General features: G+C 31.0%; 8 protein-coding genes. 1 reads left to right on the top strand and 7 read right to left on the bottom strand.

Translation table 11 applies throughout. The features are described 5' to 3' along the window. Positions 1-4 precede the first annotated feature (4 nt). The 7 genes from glpK to GQS58_RS08190 all read right to left on the bottom strand — a co-directional run bounded on the left by glpK (position 5) and on the right by GQS58_RS08190 (position 16,209). Positions 5-3,172, bottom strand: a complete 3,168-nt coding sequence (gene glpK / locus GQS58_RS08220) for a glycerol kinase GlpK (RefSeq protein WP_166384733.1) — start codon at positions 3,170-3,172, stop codon at positions 5-7. A gap of 25 nt (positions 3,173-3,197) precedes the next feature. Continuing rightward, positions 3,198-4,853 carry a solute:sodium symporter family transporter gene (locus GQS58_RS08215; protein WP_166384731.1) on the bottom strand — a complete coding sequence of 552 codons (1,656 nt, stop codon included), beginning with the start codon at positions 4,851-4,853 and terminating at the stop codon, positions 3,198-3,200. Positions 4,854-4,857: 4 nt separating this feature from the next. Further along, the gene (locus GQS58_RS08210; protein ID WP_166384729.1) at positions 4,858-6,627 is read right to left on the bottom strand and encodes a glycoside hydrolase family 36 protein; all 1,770 of its coding nucleotides are present in this window, start codon (positions 6,625-6,627) and stop codon (positions 4,858-4,860) included. A 1-nt stretch (position 6,628) separates the two neighbouring features. Beyond that, complete coding sequence (locus GQS58_RS08205; protein ID WP_166384727.1) at positions 6,629-9,907, bottom strand: VCBS repeat-containing protein; 3,279 nt, start codon at positions 9,905-9,907, stop codon at positions 6,629-6,631. Between the two features lie 156 nt (positions 9,908-10,063). Further along, positions 10,064-11,641 (bottom strand): RagB/SusD family nutrient uptake outer membrane protein, encoded by a 1,578-nt coding sequence (locus GQS58_RS08200; RefSeq protein ID WP_166384726.1) that lies wholly within the window; start codon positions 11,639-11,641, stop codon positions 10,064-10,066. Between the two features lie 18 nt (positions 11,642-11,659). After that, positions 11,660-14,689, bottom strand: a complete 3,030-nt coding sequence (locus tag GQS58_RS08195; RefSeq protein ID WP_166384724.1) for a SusC/RagA family TonB-linked outer membrane protein — start codon at positions 14,687-14,689, stop codon at positions 11,660-11,662. Between the two features lie 503 nt (positions 14,690-15,192). Beyond that, positions 15,193-16,209, bottom strand: a complete 1,017-nt coding sequence (locus tag GQS58_RS08190) for a winged helix-turn-helix domain-containing protein (protein WP_166384722.1) — start codon at positions 16,207-16,209, stop codon at positions 15,193-15,195. A 288-nt stretch (positions 16,210-16,497) separates the two neighbouring features. On the opposite strand from GQS58_RS08190, the gene GQS58_RS08185 reads away from it, so the two are divergent. Then, positions 16,498-17,061: a TetR/AcrR family transcriptional regulator gene (locus tag GQS58_RS08185; RefSeq protein ID WP_166384720.1), complete on the top strand. Its 564-nt coding sequence runs from the start codon at positions 16,498-16,500 to the stop codon at positions 17,059-17,061. The last annotated feature ends 61 nt before the right edge of the window (positions 17,062-17,122 follow it).

The raw sequence follows: 17,122 nt of genomic DNA, 5'->3' as shown, positions 1-17,122 counted from the left end.
TAAATTATTTAAACTCTTCTGAATAATAGGTTGTAGCATCCGTTAACAACAATTCCATTTTCTCTTTCTCTAAAAGGATTCTTTTATCGTCCCAGTCTAAATATTTTATAAAATCTTTTAAAACAATATCAAAATAGACAGCAATACTTGGTATGTTAAAATACAATCTTCCTGTTCTTCGTACAAAGAAATCTGCTAAACTATTGGTCATTTCATAGTTTATACAATACCAAAGTTCTGCTCTAATTAAGTTTTCTAAAGGAGTTCCGTTTATAAAGAAATCCATTTTAGCAACAATTAAATCTGCCTTTTTACCAAAAGTAGTTGTTAAATACCAAGCATGATACGGATCTGAAACACCTTTCTTTAACAAATCATTTTCTACTTCTTCTTGATAAAGTTCTACTTCATAAGAAGAATGTAACGTTGGCGTTACCAAAGAAATATGTTCTGTATCTGTTTTTTTTAATCTCTTTTTTCTTTTCTTTGGAAGCGTTTTTAAAATGACATCAATAACTCTGTGCGCCATTTTTCTATAGCCCGTTAACTTACCACCAGCAATAGAAATTAAACCGCTGTCTGAAACAAAAATCTCATCTTTTCTAGATAATTCTGATGGATCTTTCGACTCTTCATGAATTAAAGGTCGTAAACCTGCCCAATTAGATTCTACATCATCAATGGTTAAATTTACTGTTGGAAACGTATTATTTGCTGCTTTTATTAAATACGCTACATCTTCTTTTGTTGCCACTACTCTATTTAAGTCTCCATTATAATTAGTATCTGTGGTACCAACATAAGTACATCTTCCTCTTGGAATTGCAAAAATCATTCTACCATCTTCTACATCAAAATACACAGATTGCTGCACCGGTAATTTTTTATTAGGAAAAACAATATGTACACCTTTGGTTAAATGTAAGTACTTATGATTGATAGAATTATCTTTCTTTCTAATTTTATCTACCCAAGGGCCCGCAGCAGATACATAATTTCTTGCCGTTAAATTTATTTTCTTACCCGTGTTATGATCGATACAATTTAGGCTTTCAATTTTATTATTGTTATCATAAATGATCGATTCCATTTCACAATAATTAATAACAGTCGCTCCAAATTCTGATGCTTTTTTAAGTAACTCAATTGTTAATCTTGCATCATCTGTTCTGTATTCTGCATAAAAACCACTTCCTAAAACGGTACTATCATCTAACAAAGGTTCTTTCTTAAAAGTATCTTCTTTGTTTAGCATTCTACGTTTATCATCTCCACCAACATTGGCCAACATATCATAAACTTTTAAACCAATAGAAGTCATCATTTTACCATAAGTTCCTCCTTCAATTAAAGGTAACAGCATTTTTTCTGGTAAAACCAAATGAGGTGCTAATTTATGTACAATTGCTCTTTCGGAACCAGATTCTCTTACCAACCCAATTTCTAATTGTTTTAAATACCTTAACCCTCCGTGAATTAGTTTTGTTGATTTATTACTGGTACCCGAAGCAAAATCATTTTTCTCAATTACACAAACACTCAACCCTCTCGACGAAGCATCTAAAGCGATTCCTGCCCCTGTAACACCTCCACCAATTACAATAATATCGAACTTTTTAGAGGTTATTTTTTTTAACTGTTTACTTCTATCTAAAATTGAAAAACGAAGCGGTTTGTTCTTAACCTTCGTACTAGTTGTTTTTGTTTTATCAATTGCATTTAACCAACCTTTGTATTTTTTATTCCTTACTTTTGGTTTCATTTCAGGTTTAAAAACAGTTTCTACTTTTCTTAAATCTTCAATATTTTCTTTCACCCAAAACCCAGCTTTAATACCTGCTAATAATGCAGCACCAAAAGCAGTAACTTCAATCATTTCTGGCCTGTCTACATCAACATTTAAAAGATCTGATTGAAACTGCATTAAGTAATTGTTGGCACTTGCGCCTCCATCTACTTTTAAGGTTCTCATTTCTTTACCAGAATCTTGAATCATCGCATCAATCACATCTTTTGTTTGGTATGCTAATGCCTCTACTGTTGCTTTTATAATTTCTTTTCTACCCGTATCTAACGTCATGCCGTAAATACTTCCTTTTGCTTTAGCATCCCAATAAGGTGCTCCTAATCCTGCGAAAGCAGGAACCACATAAATGTCTTTTAAAGGCGGAATACTTTTACAAATTTCTTCTGTATCGGATGCTTTTTCAATAAGTTGCATGCTATCTCGTAACCATTGTATAGAAGCACCTCCTACAAAAATGCTTCCTTCTAATGCATAATTTACAGGCTCGTTTTCTAAACTACAGGTAAGTGTAGTTAATAAGCCATTATGAGAAACCACTTGCTCTTTACCTATATTCAACAGCATAAAACAACCAGTTCCGTAAGTGTTTTTAGCGATACCAGATTTAAAACCTCCTTGTCCAAACAACGATGCTTGTTGGTCTCCTGCAACTCCGTAAATAGGAATTTTAATATCTTTATACGTTACCGACCCAAAGTCTGATGACGATTGTTGTACACTTGGCAATACACTTTTAGGAATGTCTAATGCTTTTAGAAGGGTTTCATCCCATTTTAATTCCTTAATATTATAAATTAACGTTCTCGAAGCGTTTGTATGGTCTGTTACATGTTTCTCGCCATTGGTAAATTTATAAATTAACCAACTATCTATGGTACCAAAACACAATTCGCCTGCATTTGCTTTTTCTCTTGCTCCGTCAACATTGTCTAAAATCCATTTTAATTTTGTTCCAGAAAAATAGGCATCAATAACCAAACCTGTATTTTCTTTTACGTAATCTGTAAGTCCTTTGTGCTTTAAATCTTCACAAATTTCAGATGTTCGTTTGTCTAACCAAACAATAGCATTATGTATTGGTTTACCTGTTTTACGATCCCAGACAACCGTAGTTTCTCGTTGATTTGTAATACCAATTGAAACAATTTCTTGTGGATTAATTTTAGAATCTTTTAATACTTTATAAAAAGTTTCTAATTGATCGTTATAAATATCTTCTGCATTATGCTCTACCCAACCAGATTGCGGATAATGTTGTTTTAATTCTTTCTGAGAAATTGCTACTATTTCTCCTTGATGATCAAAAATGATGGTTCTGGTGCTTGTTGTTCCTTGATCGAAAGCAACTATATATTTTTTTCCCATGATTATAAAAATCTTATGTTATTTTCTAAAAAATTAAGTAAGTACTTAATACTAAAATTGTAATTGCAACGCCTATAACTTTTGCATATTTCCAAGGAGTAATATCTATTTCTTTTGTAATTTTTGGTGTGTACACTTTTTTACTAGGGTATAATTTTCCCATAATAAGCATAAACGCAACATTAATTACAAACAGAATTCCCATAATATGCAAGAAATGCGGATAGGCTTTTGCCTTAATAATACTTAACTCTTTTGCATTTGTAATACCATTTATGGCGGCTTCTGATAAAGCGGCATCTATAAAATGAGGACTCAATACAAACTGACTTATTAAATACATTAATACACCAATAGTTAATACAATTTTTGCAGCCAACGCTGGTACTTTTTTAGTTGCCATACCAACCGCTACAACAGCCAAAATAGGCACACTTAAACTTCCTAAAGATTCCTGTATGTAAGAGAATAATCCGTCTGGTGCATTTGCTATAAAGGGTGCAATACTCATAGAAATAATTGCTAATAAAAGACCAAAGAATTTCCCAGCTTTTACCATTTTTAATTCAGAAGCATTTTTATTAAAGTATTGACGGTATAAATCGACTCCAAATAATGTAGAACTACTATTTAACAAGCTATTAAATGAACTTAAAACGGCTCCAAATAAAACGGCTGCAAAGAATCCTAAAAATGCTGCTGGCAATACTTTTTTAACCAAAGCAGGATATGCTTGATCTGGATTTGCCAAGTCACTACCAAAAATATGCCACGCAATAATACCTGGAAGTACTACAATAATTGGAATTAAAAACTTTACAAAACCTGCTAAAATCATTCCTTTTTGTCCTTCTGCTAAACTTTTAGCGCCAAAAACACGTTGTAAAATAGATTGATTGGTTCCCCAATAATACATCTGCGCAATCATCATTCCTGTAAAAATGGTACTAAAAGGAATAAAAGAATCAATCTCTCCTTTTGCATTAAACTTCTCTGGGTTCTGAGTCCATAATTCTGTAAATCCATCAGAAATACTTCCATCACCAATAAGCATTAAACCAAAAACAGGAATTAAAAGTCCACCTATTAACAACCCGATTGCGTTTACTAAATCGGAAACTGCAACCGCTTTTAAACCTCCAAAAATGGCATAAATAGAACCAATAATTCCAATAGATAAAACACAAACCCAAATAACGCTAGCTTGCGATATGCCCAATGTTTCTGGTAAATCGAACATGGTACTAAAAGCCAAAGAACCAGAGTATAAAATGGTTGGTAACAATACAACACCAAAAGCTACCAAAAATAGAATTGATAAAATTGATTTTGTTTGTCCATCAAAACGTTCCTGTACAAATTGTGGAATTGTAGTTATACCAGAGCGCATGTATTTTGGTAATAAATAAATGGCTGTTACAATCATAGAAATAGCTGCTAAGGTTTCCCACGCCATTACTAAAACTCCTTGCGCAAAAGATTGTCCGTTTAAACCAACAATTTGTTCTGCCGAAAGATTGGTTAATAATAAGGAGCCTGCAATGGTTATTGCCCCTAAACTTCTACCGCCTAAATAATAACCATCTGCAGATTTTTCGTCTGTTTTACGAGTTGCATACCAAGCAATAAAGGCTACCAATAAGGTAAAACCTAAAAACGAAGCAATAGAAAGTATATCCATTTTTTTATATTTTTTTAGTTAATTGAATCAATCCACAAGCAGGAGCTTCTAAACTAGAAATTCCTTTATTTAATTTAAAAACTGTTGTTTTTACCACTTCCCCTTCACAATTAAAAATTGTTGCTGTAAATTCTCCTAAATCAAATTTTGATTTAAGAATAATTGTTTCACTCAATTTTGCATTTAAGATATCTAAGTTTTCTACTTGCTCATTTATTTCTGAAACGTAGTTGTCGTAAATACCCAAAATCATTTTATCAGCATTTATAATTTGTTTCTGCGGATAGTTTAACAAAGGATTAAAAGGGGTAAAATTCCCTTCTGTAAATAACACCTTATTTTCATTCCAATAATTGGTGTAGAATTTAATCATTCTTAAATGACTTTGGGGTGCTTCTTTTAATAAAATTGAAATTTGCGGTACACCAAACAACGTATTTACCAATTGCAAAGCAGCAACCTCTACAGTTTCTTCTTTATGCCAAGTAATCATATCTGAATGTACAGCCGTATTACCTGCTAACATTTTAATATCTGCAATTCTTATTCTGTTCATCGTAGCATCTCCAGGACAATCGAAAGCTCTAAACATATTACCATATTTACGCATTGCAGGACCTACGTATTTTTGTCTAAACTCTATAAAAACATCCGACTTAATTGCCTTTAAAGTTGTAATAACATCCGTTAACAAACGATCTACAGCTTCATTTATAGAATGATAATCCATTTCTGGTGTCTTCTCTTTTGTCTCTGGATAATGTTTAAAATCATCAATAAAATCAAGTTTAAAACCATCTAAATCCCACTCTATTAAAGCAGATTTATAAATATTGATTAAATATGCTCTCACATCTGGATATCTTGGATCAAAAACGGGTGCCCATCTATGGTTTTCCGTTAAGAATTTTCCTTTAAAACGCTTGAAAGCTTTTGATTTATGTCCGCAAAAAGGAACCGAATACCAAAAACCAACTTTCATACCTATTTTATGAATTTTAGCTACAAATTCTTTTGTCTTATCTAGTCTGTCTGGTTCCCAATCTCCTGTATAATCATAACCTCTATTATCATCTTTTGTTTGCCAACCGTCATCTACAATAATGGCTTTATACCCTAAATCATAAGCCAGTTTACATTCTTCTTCTAACTTATCTTCATCTAAATTTTGATGAAAATTATACCAAGTAGAATACAAAGGCACTAATGCACTTTCTGGTACAGAGGTTGGTTGTAAGTTGTCAAAAGATTCCCACCATTTAGAAACATCTTTAAGCGTTTCTGAAAAATGAACATTTCTAGTATCTATTCTTAATTGAATATTAAAGTCTTTTACTTCATAATTTGTTTCTGTAAATAGGTTGATAAAGCAATAGAAATAATCATCTTCTTCTCTATATCTTGCATTTAACTCTAACTTATTAATGGCGTTAGAACATGCAAAAGTTAACCGATTGCTATCATCATGCCCAAAAAGATTTATTATTGGCGCATCAATAGAAATACGAGATTCCATGTGGTCTAATTCCCAATCTGCCTGAATTCTCTTTGCAAAATCGGTGGTTGGTTTCCACACTCCTTTTACATTATGTGCAGGTATTTTCCATTTTATGGTAATGGGCGCTGGTATCTCTGCTTTTTCTCCGGTTATATTTATATCGAAAATGGTAATATTATTTTCGTTTGATACTACTTTTAAGTTTGATGAAAAGTTCTCTGAACCTCCAACTATTGTAATGTCCTTTTCTGAAATTGTATAATTTTCTTTAATCATCTTATTGTTCTAAATTGATTTTAAACGTTTTAGCTTTCTCGTTGTTCTGTGTTGCAATAATTAATTTCTCTTTATTTATAGTCTGTATTTCTACAATATGATTTGATTGTTCTGGTACATAAACCCCAGATTCATTTGATTTCTTAGCAATAAAACCTGTTTTACTTCCTTCTAAAAAGACACCCGTTAAAGCATCTGAATGTCCATAAATAGTTTCAGTATTTTTATCATTACCTACTAGCAAGGCATCTAAAAAACCATCGTTATTAAAATCTTTTACCAAAATATCATTTATAGGTGCTGTTTGGCAAATAGTTGGTAATTTGTGTACTTTAAAAGAATTCTGACCTAAATTTTCTATATAACAACTAGAAAAAATAGCCGCTTTTAAAGTCTCTTTCTCAAGATCTTTTATATTTAATAATTGGTTAAAGGTGGTATTTGAAAAATCTTTATAAGAAACATAGGTGTCCTTTAATTTTACAAGCTGTTTCATTACATCATCTCTGGTATGCACTGGCAATAAATCTTCACTCCTTTTAGGATCGTTAAAATATTGTGCCATTATTGGATCTACACTTCCGTTTCCGTCAAAATCTTGTTTGTAGATGTAAACAGGCTTGTTTTTCTTCGGATTTACAAAACCATTTTCTCCTTGGTTCCCTACTATAAAATCGATATCTCCATCATTGTCAAAATCACCATATTTTATGGTATTCCACCAACCAGAAGTATCGATATTTTCATCTAAAGTATTTAACCAATTAGAAGTAGATTTTTCTAATTTCCCTTTTTTATTGATAAAAACAGTAATGGGCATCCAATCTCCAACCACCACTAAATCGAACCAACCATCTTTATTTATATCCGCCCAAACGGCATCCGTAATCATTCCTAAACTTTGTAGATCTTTATTAATTGTATCAGTAAAGACACCATTATCATTTAATATCAACTGACTTTTAGGTGCTAATGGATAGCTTCCCTTTATCATTCTACTACCAACAAAAAAGTCTACATCTCCATCTTTATCAAAATCGAAAGGTTTTACACAAGAGCTAATTTCTAGTGTATTTGGTAATCCGTTTTCTTTTCTTGTAAAATGCCCTTTACCATCATTAATATAAATTCTGTCTTGCAGAAACTTAGATCCTTTAGAAAATTCAGATCCTCCACTGGCAACATATAAATCTAAATCCTTGTCATTATCTACATCAACAAAAACAGCATTTGTATCTTCAAAATCTGAATCTAACTCTTGCTGAATTTCAAAAACACCTTGTTTGTTTTGTTTCCAAATGGTAGACGCTTGTCCTTTGCTACTACCAACAAATAATTCATCACCTATATTATTATCTACATTTGCAGCAGCAATACAAGGGCCTAACTTAGAGAATTGACGCATTAGTAAATGTTGAGAAACAAAATCGTGTCCCTGGTTTTCTTTGTGTTTAAAAGAAAACACATCTTCTTTTGCTATAAAAAGGTTATTTATCTTTTCTTCTTTTATCACTTGATTTTTCCCTGAAGAAATATCAACCTTTAAAATAGAATTTGATTTAACGTTGTAAATTTTTGAAACTTTTTTACTTGGCCAAATCACTTGTACAGAATCTACCAAACTATCTTTTAACCCAAAATGTATTTTTGACTCAACTGATGATAAATAACCTCTTGTTTTAGATTGATACTGCTGTTGTACTTTATTGTGAGACCAAAGGGTGACTTTTGCACCAATTGCGTCTTTATTTTCTTTGTTTCCTTTTAGCTCAATTTTTAAATAATTGCTTTTTGGAAAATTTTCTATGGTATTATTTTTTATTAAAAAGGCTTCTTGGTTTAAGTTATTTACAACCAAATCTAAATCTCCATCATTATCAAAATCTGCATATGCTGCTCCGTTTGACAAAGAATTTTCTTTAGAAACCCAATCTGTACTAACATCTGTAAATTTTAAGCTTGTATTGTTTTGATAAAAATAATTAGGAATAGAAACACTTGGTGTTTTAGCTAATAAAGCTGATAATTTCTTGCTTTTAGATTCTTCTGTACCAAATAATGTACTCTGATTAGAATAATTGATAAAATCTAAATCTGTAATGTCTTTTGCATATCCGTTTGTGATATACATGTCTTTATCGCCATCATTATCAAAATCTGCTAAAATTGGCGCCCAACTCCAATCTGTAGAAGAAATACCTGCGTAATTACCAATTTCACTCGATTTTAAAATAGAATCATTTACAAACCCATTATGGAGTTGTAAGGTGTTGTGCATAAATTGTGGCGTATAATTGTTTCTTTTAGAAATTAGATATTTATCATAATTCATAGAACCCAACATGCTTTTTTGCCTTTGGTAACTTTGTGGCAACATGTCTACCACCATAACATCTGGTAATTCATCATTATTAACATCTGCAATATCCACACCCATTGCATTGTATGTAAGGTGATTAAAAAACTGTTTATTTGCTTCTTTAAAACCTAAATGTTTTTTTGTTTTTGCATCTATTCCTTTATTTAAATACACTAAATCTTCTGTAATAAAATCATTAGAAACATAAATATCTGGTAAGTTATCATTGTTAAGATCTTGTACGTTTACACCTAAAGAAAACCCTTTATAGGTAATGCCTAAAGTATCTGAAACGTTTGTAAAAACTGGGTGATTTACACCTGCTACTTTATCGTTTCTTAATAAATAATCTGCTAAGTTTTTAGGCATATAGTGTTTTGGAACTGGAGAGTTTTTATCAAACTTTACATTTCCATTATGTGCTATAAACACATCTAAATCTCCGTCTGAATCATAATCTAAAAAAACAGCTTGCTGACTGTAATTACCATCATTTAAATTATATGCTGCTGCTTGCTCTTTAAAAGTTGGAATTCCTTTTTCGTTTAATTTTTGATTAACAAATAAAAGATTATTACAATTATTCTTACAATTTATACCCGCAACACTTAAATAAATATCGTCCCATCCATCTGCATTAATATCTACAATAGCAACACCTGTTACCCAAGAATTGGTAACAAAACCAGCTGCTTTAGAAATATCTTTAAACTTTAAATCCTTTTGATTTAAGTATATTTTTGATGATACTTGGTTTCCTGTAAAAACAACATCTGATAAACCATCATTATTAAAATCTCCAATACCTACACCGCCACCATTGTATACATATTGAAAATTGACAACATTTAAGGTATCATTTTCTGTAATGGTATTTTTAAACGTAATATTAGATTCCGAAGAATTTATATACGTAAACATCTTTTTTTCCTTTTTAGAAGAACATCCTAAAAAAAGAAATAAGACAAAGCAAGAAGTAAGTAGTTTTAATTTCAAAATAAATGCGGTTTTTAGAAAATAAAAGCCAAGTTTTTAAGCTTGGCTTTTACCAATCAATTAACAGAATTCAAAAAAATCTTAATACCCTAGATTTTGATTTAAGTTTGGGTTTGTTCCTCTTTCTGAAATAGGAATCCAAACAAGTTCATTTTTTCCTGACTGAAATGTACCGCCACTTATAGATTTTGGGTGATATGTTTGCGATCCGTTTGTAACGTGTTTAGACGTTGATCCTAAATAATCTTCTGCCAATCCCCAACGAACCAAGTCAAAGAAACGGTGTCCTTCTCCTGCAAGCTCCATAGCTCTTTCGTCTATAATTGCTTGTCTAACATCTGCTTGAGAAATTGCCGTTGTAAGCGCTAAACCAGAACCAGGTCTTTGTCTTACCAAGTTAAGGTTTATAATTGCATTACCTGTTTGGCCATCTTCATTTAAAGATTCTGCAAGCATTAACAATACATCAGAATATCTAATTATTCTCCAGTTGTTACCAACATTAGTCCCAAGAAAATCTACTTCTCCTCTTGTACCTAAATCCATACCTGTATATTTTTTAGAAAATATAGGTTCTACATTATTATCATTTGCTACTGCAATATCATCTACAAAATCTGTAGTATAAGCAACACCTCCGTAACCAGTAGCTCCAGGATAATTATACGCTAAAGTTTCATTTCTTCTAAAGGTATCTCCATTGTCTTCGTACAATTTCTTTAACCAAGGATTTACAATATGTCCAAAATCTGGCGATTTAGATGGCGGTGCATAATCAATATGATAATTACCCATTGTACCTGTCTGTGGAATATCTGTACCCCATACAAAGTTAGATTGCCCTAAAAATTGTAATTCAAAAACAGACTCTGAATTGTTTTCATTATTTACACCAAAATTATCTCCAAATTCTGAAGCAGGTAATAAACTATACTTACCTACTAAAGTACTTAAAGTAGTATGTGCTTTTTCCCATTCTTTCATAAATAGGTAACTTTTTCCTTTTAAAGCAGTTGCTGCTCCAGAAGTTGGTCTACCCGTATTATCTCCTGTCCAAGTTGCGGGCAACATTGTTTCTGCCATTTTTAAATCTTCAATAATTTGTGCCCAAACATCTGCTGGAGCTGCTTGATCTACTAATAGATTATCAAAATCTGGCAAATCTGTAATTAAAGGCACATTACCATAAAGGTTTACTAAGTACCAATAATCGAAAGCTCTTAAAAAATATGCTTGTCCTAATAACGGATTAATATCTGTACTAGAAAATGTATCTGGAGTATTAATTATTATATTATTACACCTAGCAATAGACTTGTACAATTCTTGCCAAGGCTCTGTTGCCCATCGTCCGTTTCCTGGTCCTCCCTGAAAAGTAGACATTACTGTGTTACCTCCATTCGGAATTATATTAAACTCATCTGAACGTAACAATGCACCTGCATGTGCTATTCTTCCCCAGAAAAAAGTACCCGTTATTGGATGAAAAGCTCCGTTTACTGCAGATTCTACCTGTTCTAAGGTTGCCCCAAAGTTTCCTGTAGAAATTGCATTATTGTTTTTTTGATCCAAAATATCTTCAGAACAACCTATAAGAGAAACAATTGTTGCAACTATAGCCAAACTTAAAAATGATTTTGTTTTATTTAGTTTTTCCATTTTATTATTTTTTATTTATTAGAAAGTTGCTTTTAACCCAACACTAAAAGTACGTGCATTTGGATACGCTCTTAAATCTAAACCTCTTGATAAAAGTGGGTTTACTGAATTTCTTACACCAGGAACTCCCGAATTGATATTAGAACGCCCTCCGTTAGCAGATGCTACATCTGGATCATAACCACTATATTTTGTTAAAACAAAAACATTTTGAACATTAAAAGAAACTCTTAAGTCTTTTACCCAAGCTAAACCAGGATTAGATTCTGTATTAAAATTATAACCAACTTCTAAGTTTTTTAATCTAAAATAAGAACCATCTTCTACAAAGAAAGATGAAGGAGCTCTATTACCCGCTGCATCATTTACAGTAGCTACAGGAATATTAGTATCTGTGTTTGTTGGGGTCCAAGCGTTTAAAACTTCCGATAATTTACCACCATCTTGCCATAAGATATTGTAATAACGACCAACATTGTAAATTTCATTTCCTTGTACTCCATTAAAAGCTAAAGAAAAATCGAATTCTTTATAATTTGCTTTAAAGTTAAGACCGTATGTAAAATCTGGTGTAGGGTCCCCTATTTGAGTAATATCATTTTCATCAACTATAGAATCTCCATTTGTATCTACTCTTACAAAGTTACCTGTTAATGGATCTACTTTATCTTCTACAACCCAACCATAAAACGCGCCCACTGGTGCATTTTCTCTTGTTTCATTAACAACTCTTAAATCTTCATCTATTGCAGGTCCTTGAATTGTTGCTGGAATATTTTTTGCTTGGTTTTTAAGGTTGAATGAAAAATTAGTACCAATTGTGTATGTAAAATCTCCGTCAGATTTATTGTAAGCTACATCAAATTCGAAACCATTGTTTACTAAAGACCCTGCGTTTCTAATAACTGCCTGACTAACTCCTGCTGTAGATGGTACATTAATTGGTACAATTGCATCCTCTACGTTTTTAGAATAATAATCTGCAGTAATTTTAACTTTACTATCAAACAAAGACATATCAAAACCAACATCAAATGTTTTTGTTGTTTCCCAAACTAAGTTTTCATCAACTAAAATTGTTTGTGCTAAACCATTTGCAAGACCACCACCAAAACTTGTTGCAGAACTATTACCATATACACCTTGTGTTGGGTACACTGCATCTGGATAAGAACCTAACTCACCATAAGAAGCTCTTAATTTAAAGAAATTAATTGTTTCTGATTTCCAAAATTCTTCGCTACTTAAATTCCATGCTCCAGAAAATGCAGGGAAATAACCAACTCTATTCGCTTTTGCAAACCTAGATGATGCATCTCTTCTTATTGTCGCAGAAAACAAGTATTTACCATCATAACCATAATTTACTCTACCAAAATAAGACAACAATACAGCTTTAGAATCATTACCTAACGCTTGTGTAAGTGTGTTTAATTTTTCTGAAACTCTAATTAAATTATCACCCGTATTTTCTCCATACAAACCATTACTGCTTTGCGATTCTACAAAACGTGTATGCCCTAAAACAACATCTAATTTATGTACATCATTAAAAGTCTTATTATAGTTAATAGTAGGTTCAAAAGATAAATTTATATTGTCTCTATTAAAATTTGTTAAATCATTTAACTCATTCACATTTCTTACTGGATCTATACTGTTACCACTAGCAACAGAATTTGTCATTAAAAAAGTTGGTGTAAATTGGTAATTGTGTCTTGTTCTATAATCTGCTCCAAAATTTACAGAAGCAGTAAAATCATCATTTATTTCATAATCTAATTTTAAACTCGTAAACAAGGTTCTTGTTGTTTCTAAATTGTCTTCTAAAGAAGCCAAACCAAATTGATTTAATCCTCCTGGACCATGAATATCTTCTGTTGGGCCATCAAAACCACCATCTAAATTTGTGTTAGATAAAGCAATTGTTGGTGCCGTAACAGCATCAAAACCATACCAGTTATTGTTTTGTAATTTTCCTTCTGCTAAACCTAAAGAATGTGTAATTTTTAATTTATTAAATTGATGTTGACTGTTAAATCTTGCATTTAATCTTCTAAAACCAGAACCTATTAAAATTCCGTCTTGATTAAAGTAATTTAATGATCCAAAGTAAGAAGAGTTTTCTCCACCACCAGAAATAGAAATTCCATAGTCTTCTACAAGACCTGCTTTTAAAGACTCTTCTTGCCAATCTGTATTTACACCATTGTAAGTAACCTGCGTTGCAGAACCTTCATTTGTAAAACGTTGGTTTAAATAATCTGTGTATTGTTCACCATTAATAAAATCTAACTTTTTACTTGGTGTATCAAAACCAACTCTAGCAGAAAAAGTAACCTCTAATTCTCTATTCTTTCTACCATGATTTGTTTTAATCAATATAACTCCATTTGCAGCTCTAGAACCATAGATTGCTGCTGCTGCTGCATCCTTTAGTACAGAAATATCTTCTATATCTGCAGGGTTTACATAATCCATATTTGTAACAAATAAACCATCTACAATATATAAAGGACTTGCATTACTTAATGAGTTAACCCCTCTAATAAATACGTTTGGCGATCCTCCTGGTTGCCCACCTGGTGCCTCTACCTGTATACCAGACAATTTACCTTGCAATGCATTTGTTGGGTTACCCGCAACTGTATTAACAATATCTTTTCCTTTAATAGTAGAAACCGCACTTGTTGCTTCTCTTTTACTAGAAGTACCGTAACCAACAATTACAACTTCGTCTAAAGAAGCTGCATCTTCTTCCATAGCAACGTTTAAAGTTTTCTGACCTGTAAAAGTTACCTCTTTTGTTTTAAAACCTAAATAACTAAATACTAATACATTTTCTTTACTTACTTTATCTAAAGTAAAATTTCCATCAAAATCAGAAGTAATCCCTAATGTTGTTCCTTTAATTATAATATTAACCCCAGGAAGCGGACCTTCTCCGTCTGTAACAACTCCACTTACAGAAGAAGTTTGAGCATTTACTACAAAACCAACTAGAAATATGGCTGTGTAGAATAGTTTTTTTAATAATTTTTCATTCATAAAATTAAAATTTAAGTTAATGTTATTTAAAACACAATTTTGCGTTAAAGTCAATTGTTTTTATGATTTTTTACTGCTACTTTTTCATAAAAAACACAAACTGTGATACCCTATGCTACTTGCAAATATATGTATAAATTTCTTATACGCAAGTTTTTAGGTTGTAAACTGAGTTTATCGTAAAATATAAGGCTTAAAATATATTATTGATAATAAATATAACAGACACACTATATTAACATAAATTGTGACTTTTATGAATGGTAGTACAATACAAGGAAGGATTGCCGAGACTAAATCTAATTAAAAAAATTATATATAATTATGAAAGCTAAGAATTCTTAAAATAGGTATACAGATAAATTTTACCCAATGCAGATTGGGCAAAAGAACATTAGAAGAAAAGTGTTTTAGGTTTCCGCTATCGCGGGATTTAAAAAAAGAACACTACTTATTAGGTAAGAATTAGACAAATTATAATCAATTAAAAGATAAGCAAGTAACTATAGAGAATCTATTCTTTTTATATTAAAAGGAATAATTTTATGCACCGTAGTTCTGTGCTTTACAAAACTAGCTGCTTCTAGAGCCATCTGTTTAAAATCTGCAGAAATAGTTGTAATTCCATCAAAAATAATTTCTTTAAAATCGGCATCATTATGGGTTAAAATACCAATGTCTTTACCAACTTTATAATTTAAATCTTTGCAATCTTTTAGCACTTGCCATAGGTTAGAATCACTAATAAAAAAATACAATGTATTTAACTTAATACTTCCTTGTTTATAAGTCTTCTGTACAGATCCTTTTATATTATAATCTTTAATAAACTTATTAAATCCTTTTTTTATTCCTACCGGATAATCCGAATCATCTCTATAAAAAAGAACCACTTTATCATACTTTAAAATCCTACTATGCATCTCCTCTAACTTATGATATGTAGAAAGTTCAAATTCTTGAGAAATGTAAGAATACTCGCTTGGCATGTCAATAAATCTATCTACAATTAATGTCTTTTCTGAAGGAAATTCTTCTATTAAAACAGTAGATTCTTTACTTGGTATTGGTGCAATTACATACATACCATATTTACCATTTATAGTCTCTAATATATTTTTAAAAATAGCTGCATTATTATGATGAAAGAAAATATCTATTTGATAATTTTTACCTAAAGATTTTCTAAATGTATTGTAAAAGTCTTCATGAAAAGATTGAAAAGCAAACAATAACAAAGCAACCTTTAATTGAGATTTAGTATTTACGTTGGCTACATAATACCCTTTAAAGTTTTTAGATTCTACAATACCTCTATTTTTTAAATCTTCGTAAGCCTTTACAATTGTTTTTCTAGCAAAACCAATTTCGCTTACCATTTTATTTATAGAAGGAAGTTTGTCGCCTTTTTTAACAATTTTTTCGTTAATAGCATTAATAACTCCATTAACTAGTTGCTCGTGCTTAGATCTAATGCTTTCGTCTTGCAACTCTTTAATTTTCTCAAAAAAATCATTCATTTGGCAAAAATAACATTTTTTACCACTAATTCAAGATGCTTTTATAGTCTAATCTATATTCCTATAAATGGATAAGCATTACTCAACCTACAAAAAAAGTACTAATTTATACAAGAAAGCAAAAGTCACCTTATTTGTTAGCGCTATTTTTAAAGACTAAGAATGCAGGAATTTTTAACACCTAAACACCTCTCTATTTCTTAATATTATCATAAAACTTAAAAGAAAACATCAAATTGTTTTTTTATTACTAAACGATTGTTTAGTTTTGCATTGTAATTAGAAATAATGGCAAGAAAGAAACAATACAACGAAGACGAAGTAGTTGAAAAAGCAATGAACCTATTTTGGCGAAATGGCTACCAGACAACTTCTATGCAAATGCTCGAAAAAGAAATGGGTATTAATAAGTTTTCTATATATGCTAGTTTTGGTAACAAACATGGCTTGTTTTTAGAAAGCTTAAAAAGTTATAAAGTAAAGGTTAATGTAATTTTAGAGAAATTTAAGAAAGCACAAAATGGTGTAGAAGATATTAAACAATTCTTTTACGATTCTGTTTACATTGATCATAAAGGAAGTGCTCAAAAAGGATGTTTAGTAACTAATACTTATAATGAGTTTTCTGAAAGTGAAGACGCATTAATAAAAGAACAAATGAATTCTTTTATGGTAAATCTTAAGGATTTATTTATAGAAAAATTACAAAAAGACACCACTAAAGATAAAGCTACTGTACTAAAACAAGCTAACTTTTTATTATTAGCAAAGCACGGTTTAGCAGCAGCAACTAGAGTAAATACTCCAAAAGAAATAGAAGATTACATAGAAATGACGTTTATAAATATATAAACTTTTTTTTACCAGATAACTAAACGATTGTTTAGTTAAATTAAACATAAATTATAAATAT

Origin of the sequence: Polaribacter sp. 11A2H, from assembly GCF_011379025.1 — a bacterium.
Lineage (GTDB): Bacteria > Bacteroidota > Bacteroidia > Flavobacteriales > Flavobacteriaceae > Polaribacter.
Note: the sequence above shows the minus strand (reverse complement) of the source record. Positions and strands in the feature narration are given on the sequence as shown.

Coding starts and splice junctions, on each gene's coding strand:
- GQS58_RS08215 (WP_166384731.1), bottom strand. CDS start 4,853: ATGGATATACTTTCTATTGCTTCGTTTTTAGGTTTTACCTTATTGGTA.
- GQS58_RS08210 (WP_166384729.1), bottom strand. CDS start 6,627: ATGATTAAAGAAAATTATACAATTTCAGAAAAGGACATTACAATAGTT.
- GQS58_RS08190 (WP_166384722.1), bottom strand. CDS start 16,209: ATGAATGATTTTTTTGAGAAAATTAAAGAGTTGCAAGACGAAAGCATT.
- glpK (WP_166384733.1), bottom strand. CDS start 3,172: ATGGGAAAAAAATATATAGTTGCTTTCGATCAAGGAACAACAAGCACC.
- GQS58_RS08185 (WP_166384720.1), top strand. CDS start 16,498: ATGGCAAGAAAGAAACAATACAACGAAGACGAAGTAGTTGAAAAAGCA.
- GQS58_RS08195 (WP_166384724.1), bottom strand. CDS start 14,689: ATGAATGAAAAATTATTAAAAAAACTATTCTACACAGCCATATTTCTA.
- GQS58_RS08200 (WP_166384726.1), bottom strand. CDS start 11,641: ATGGAAAAACTAAATAAAACAAAATCATTTTTAAGTTTGGCTATAGTT.
- GQS58_RS08205 (WP_166384727.1), bottom strand. CDS start 9,907: ATGTTTACGTATATAAATTCTTCGGAATCTAATATTACGTTTAAAAAT.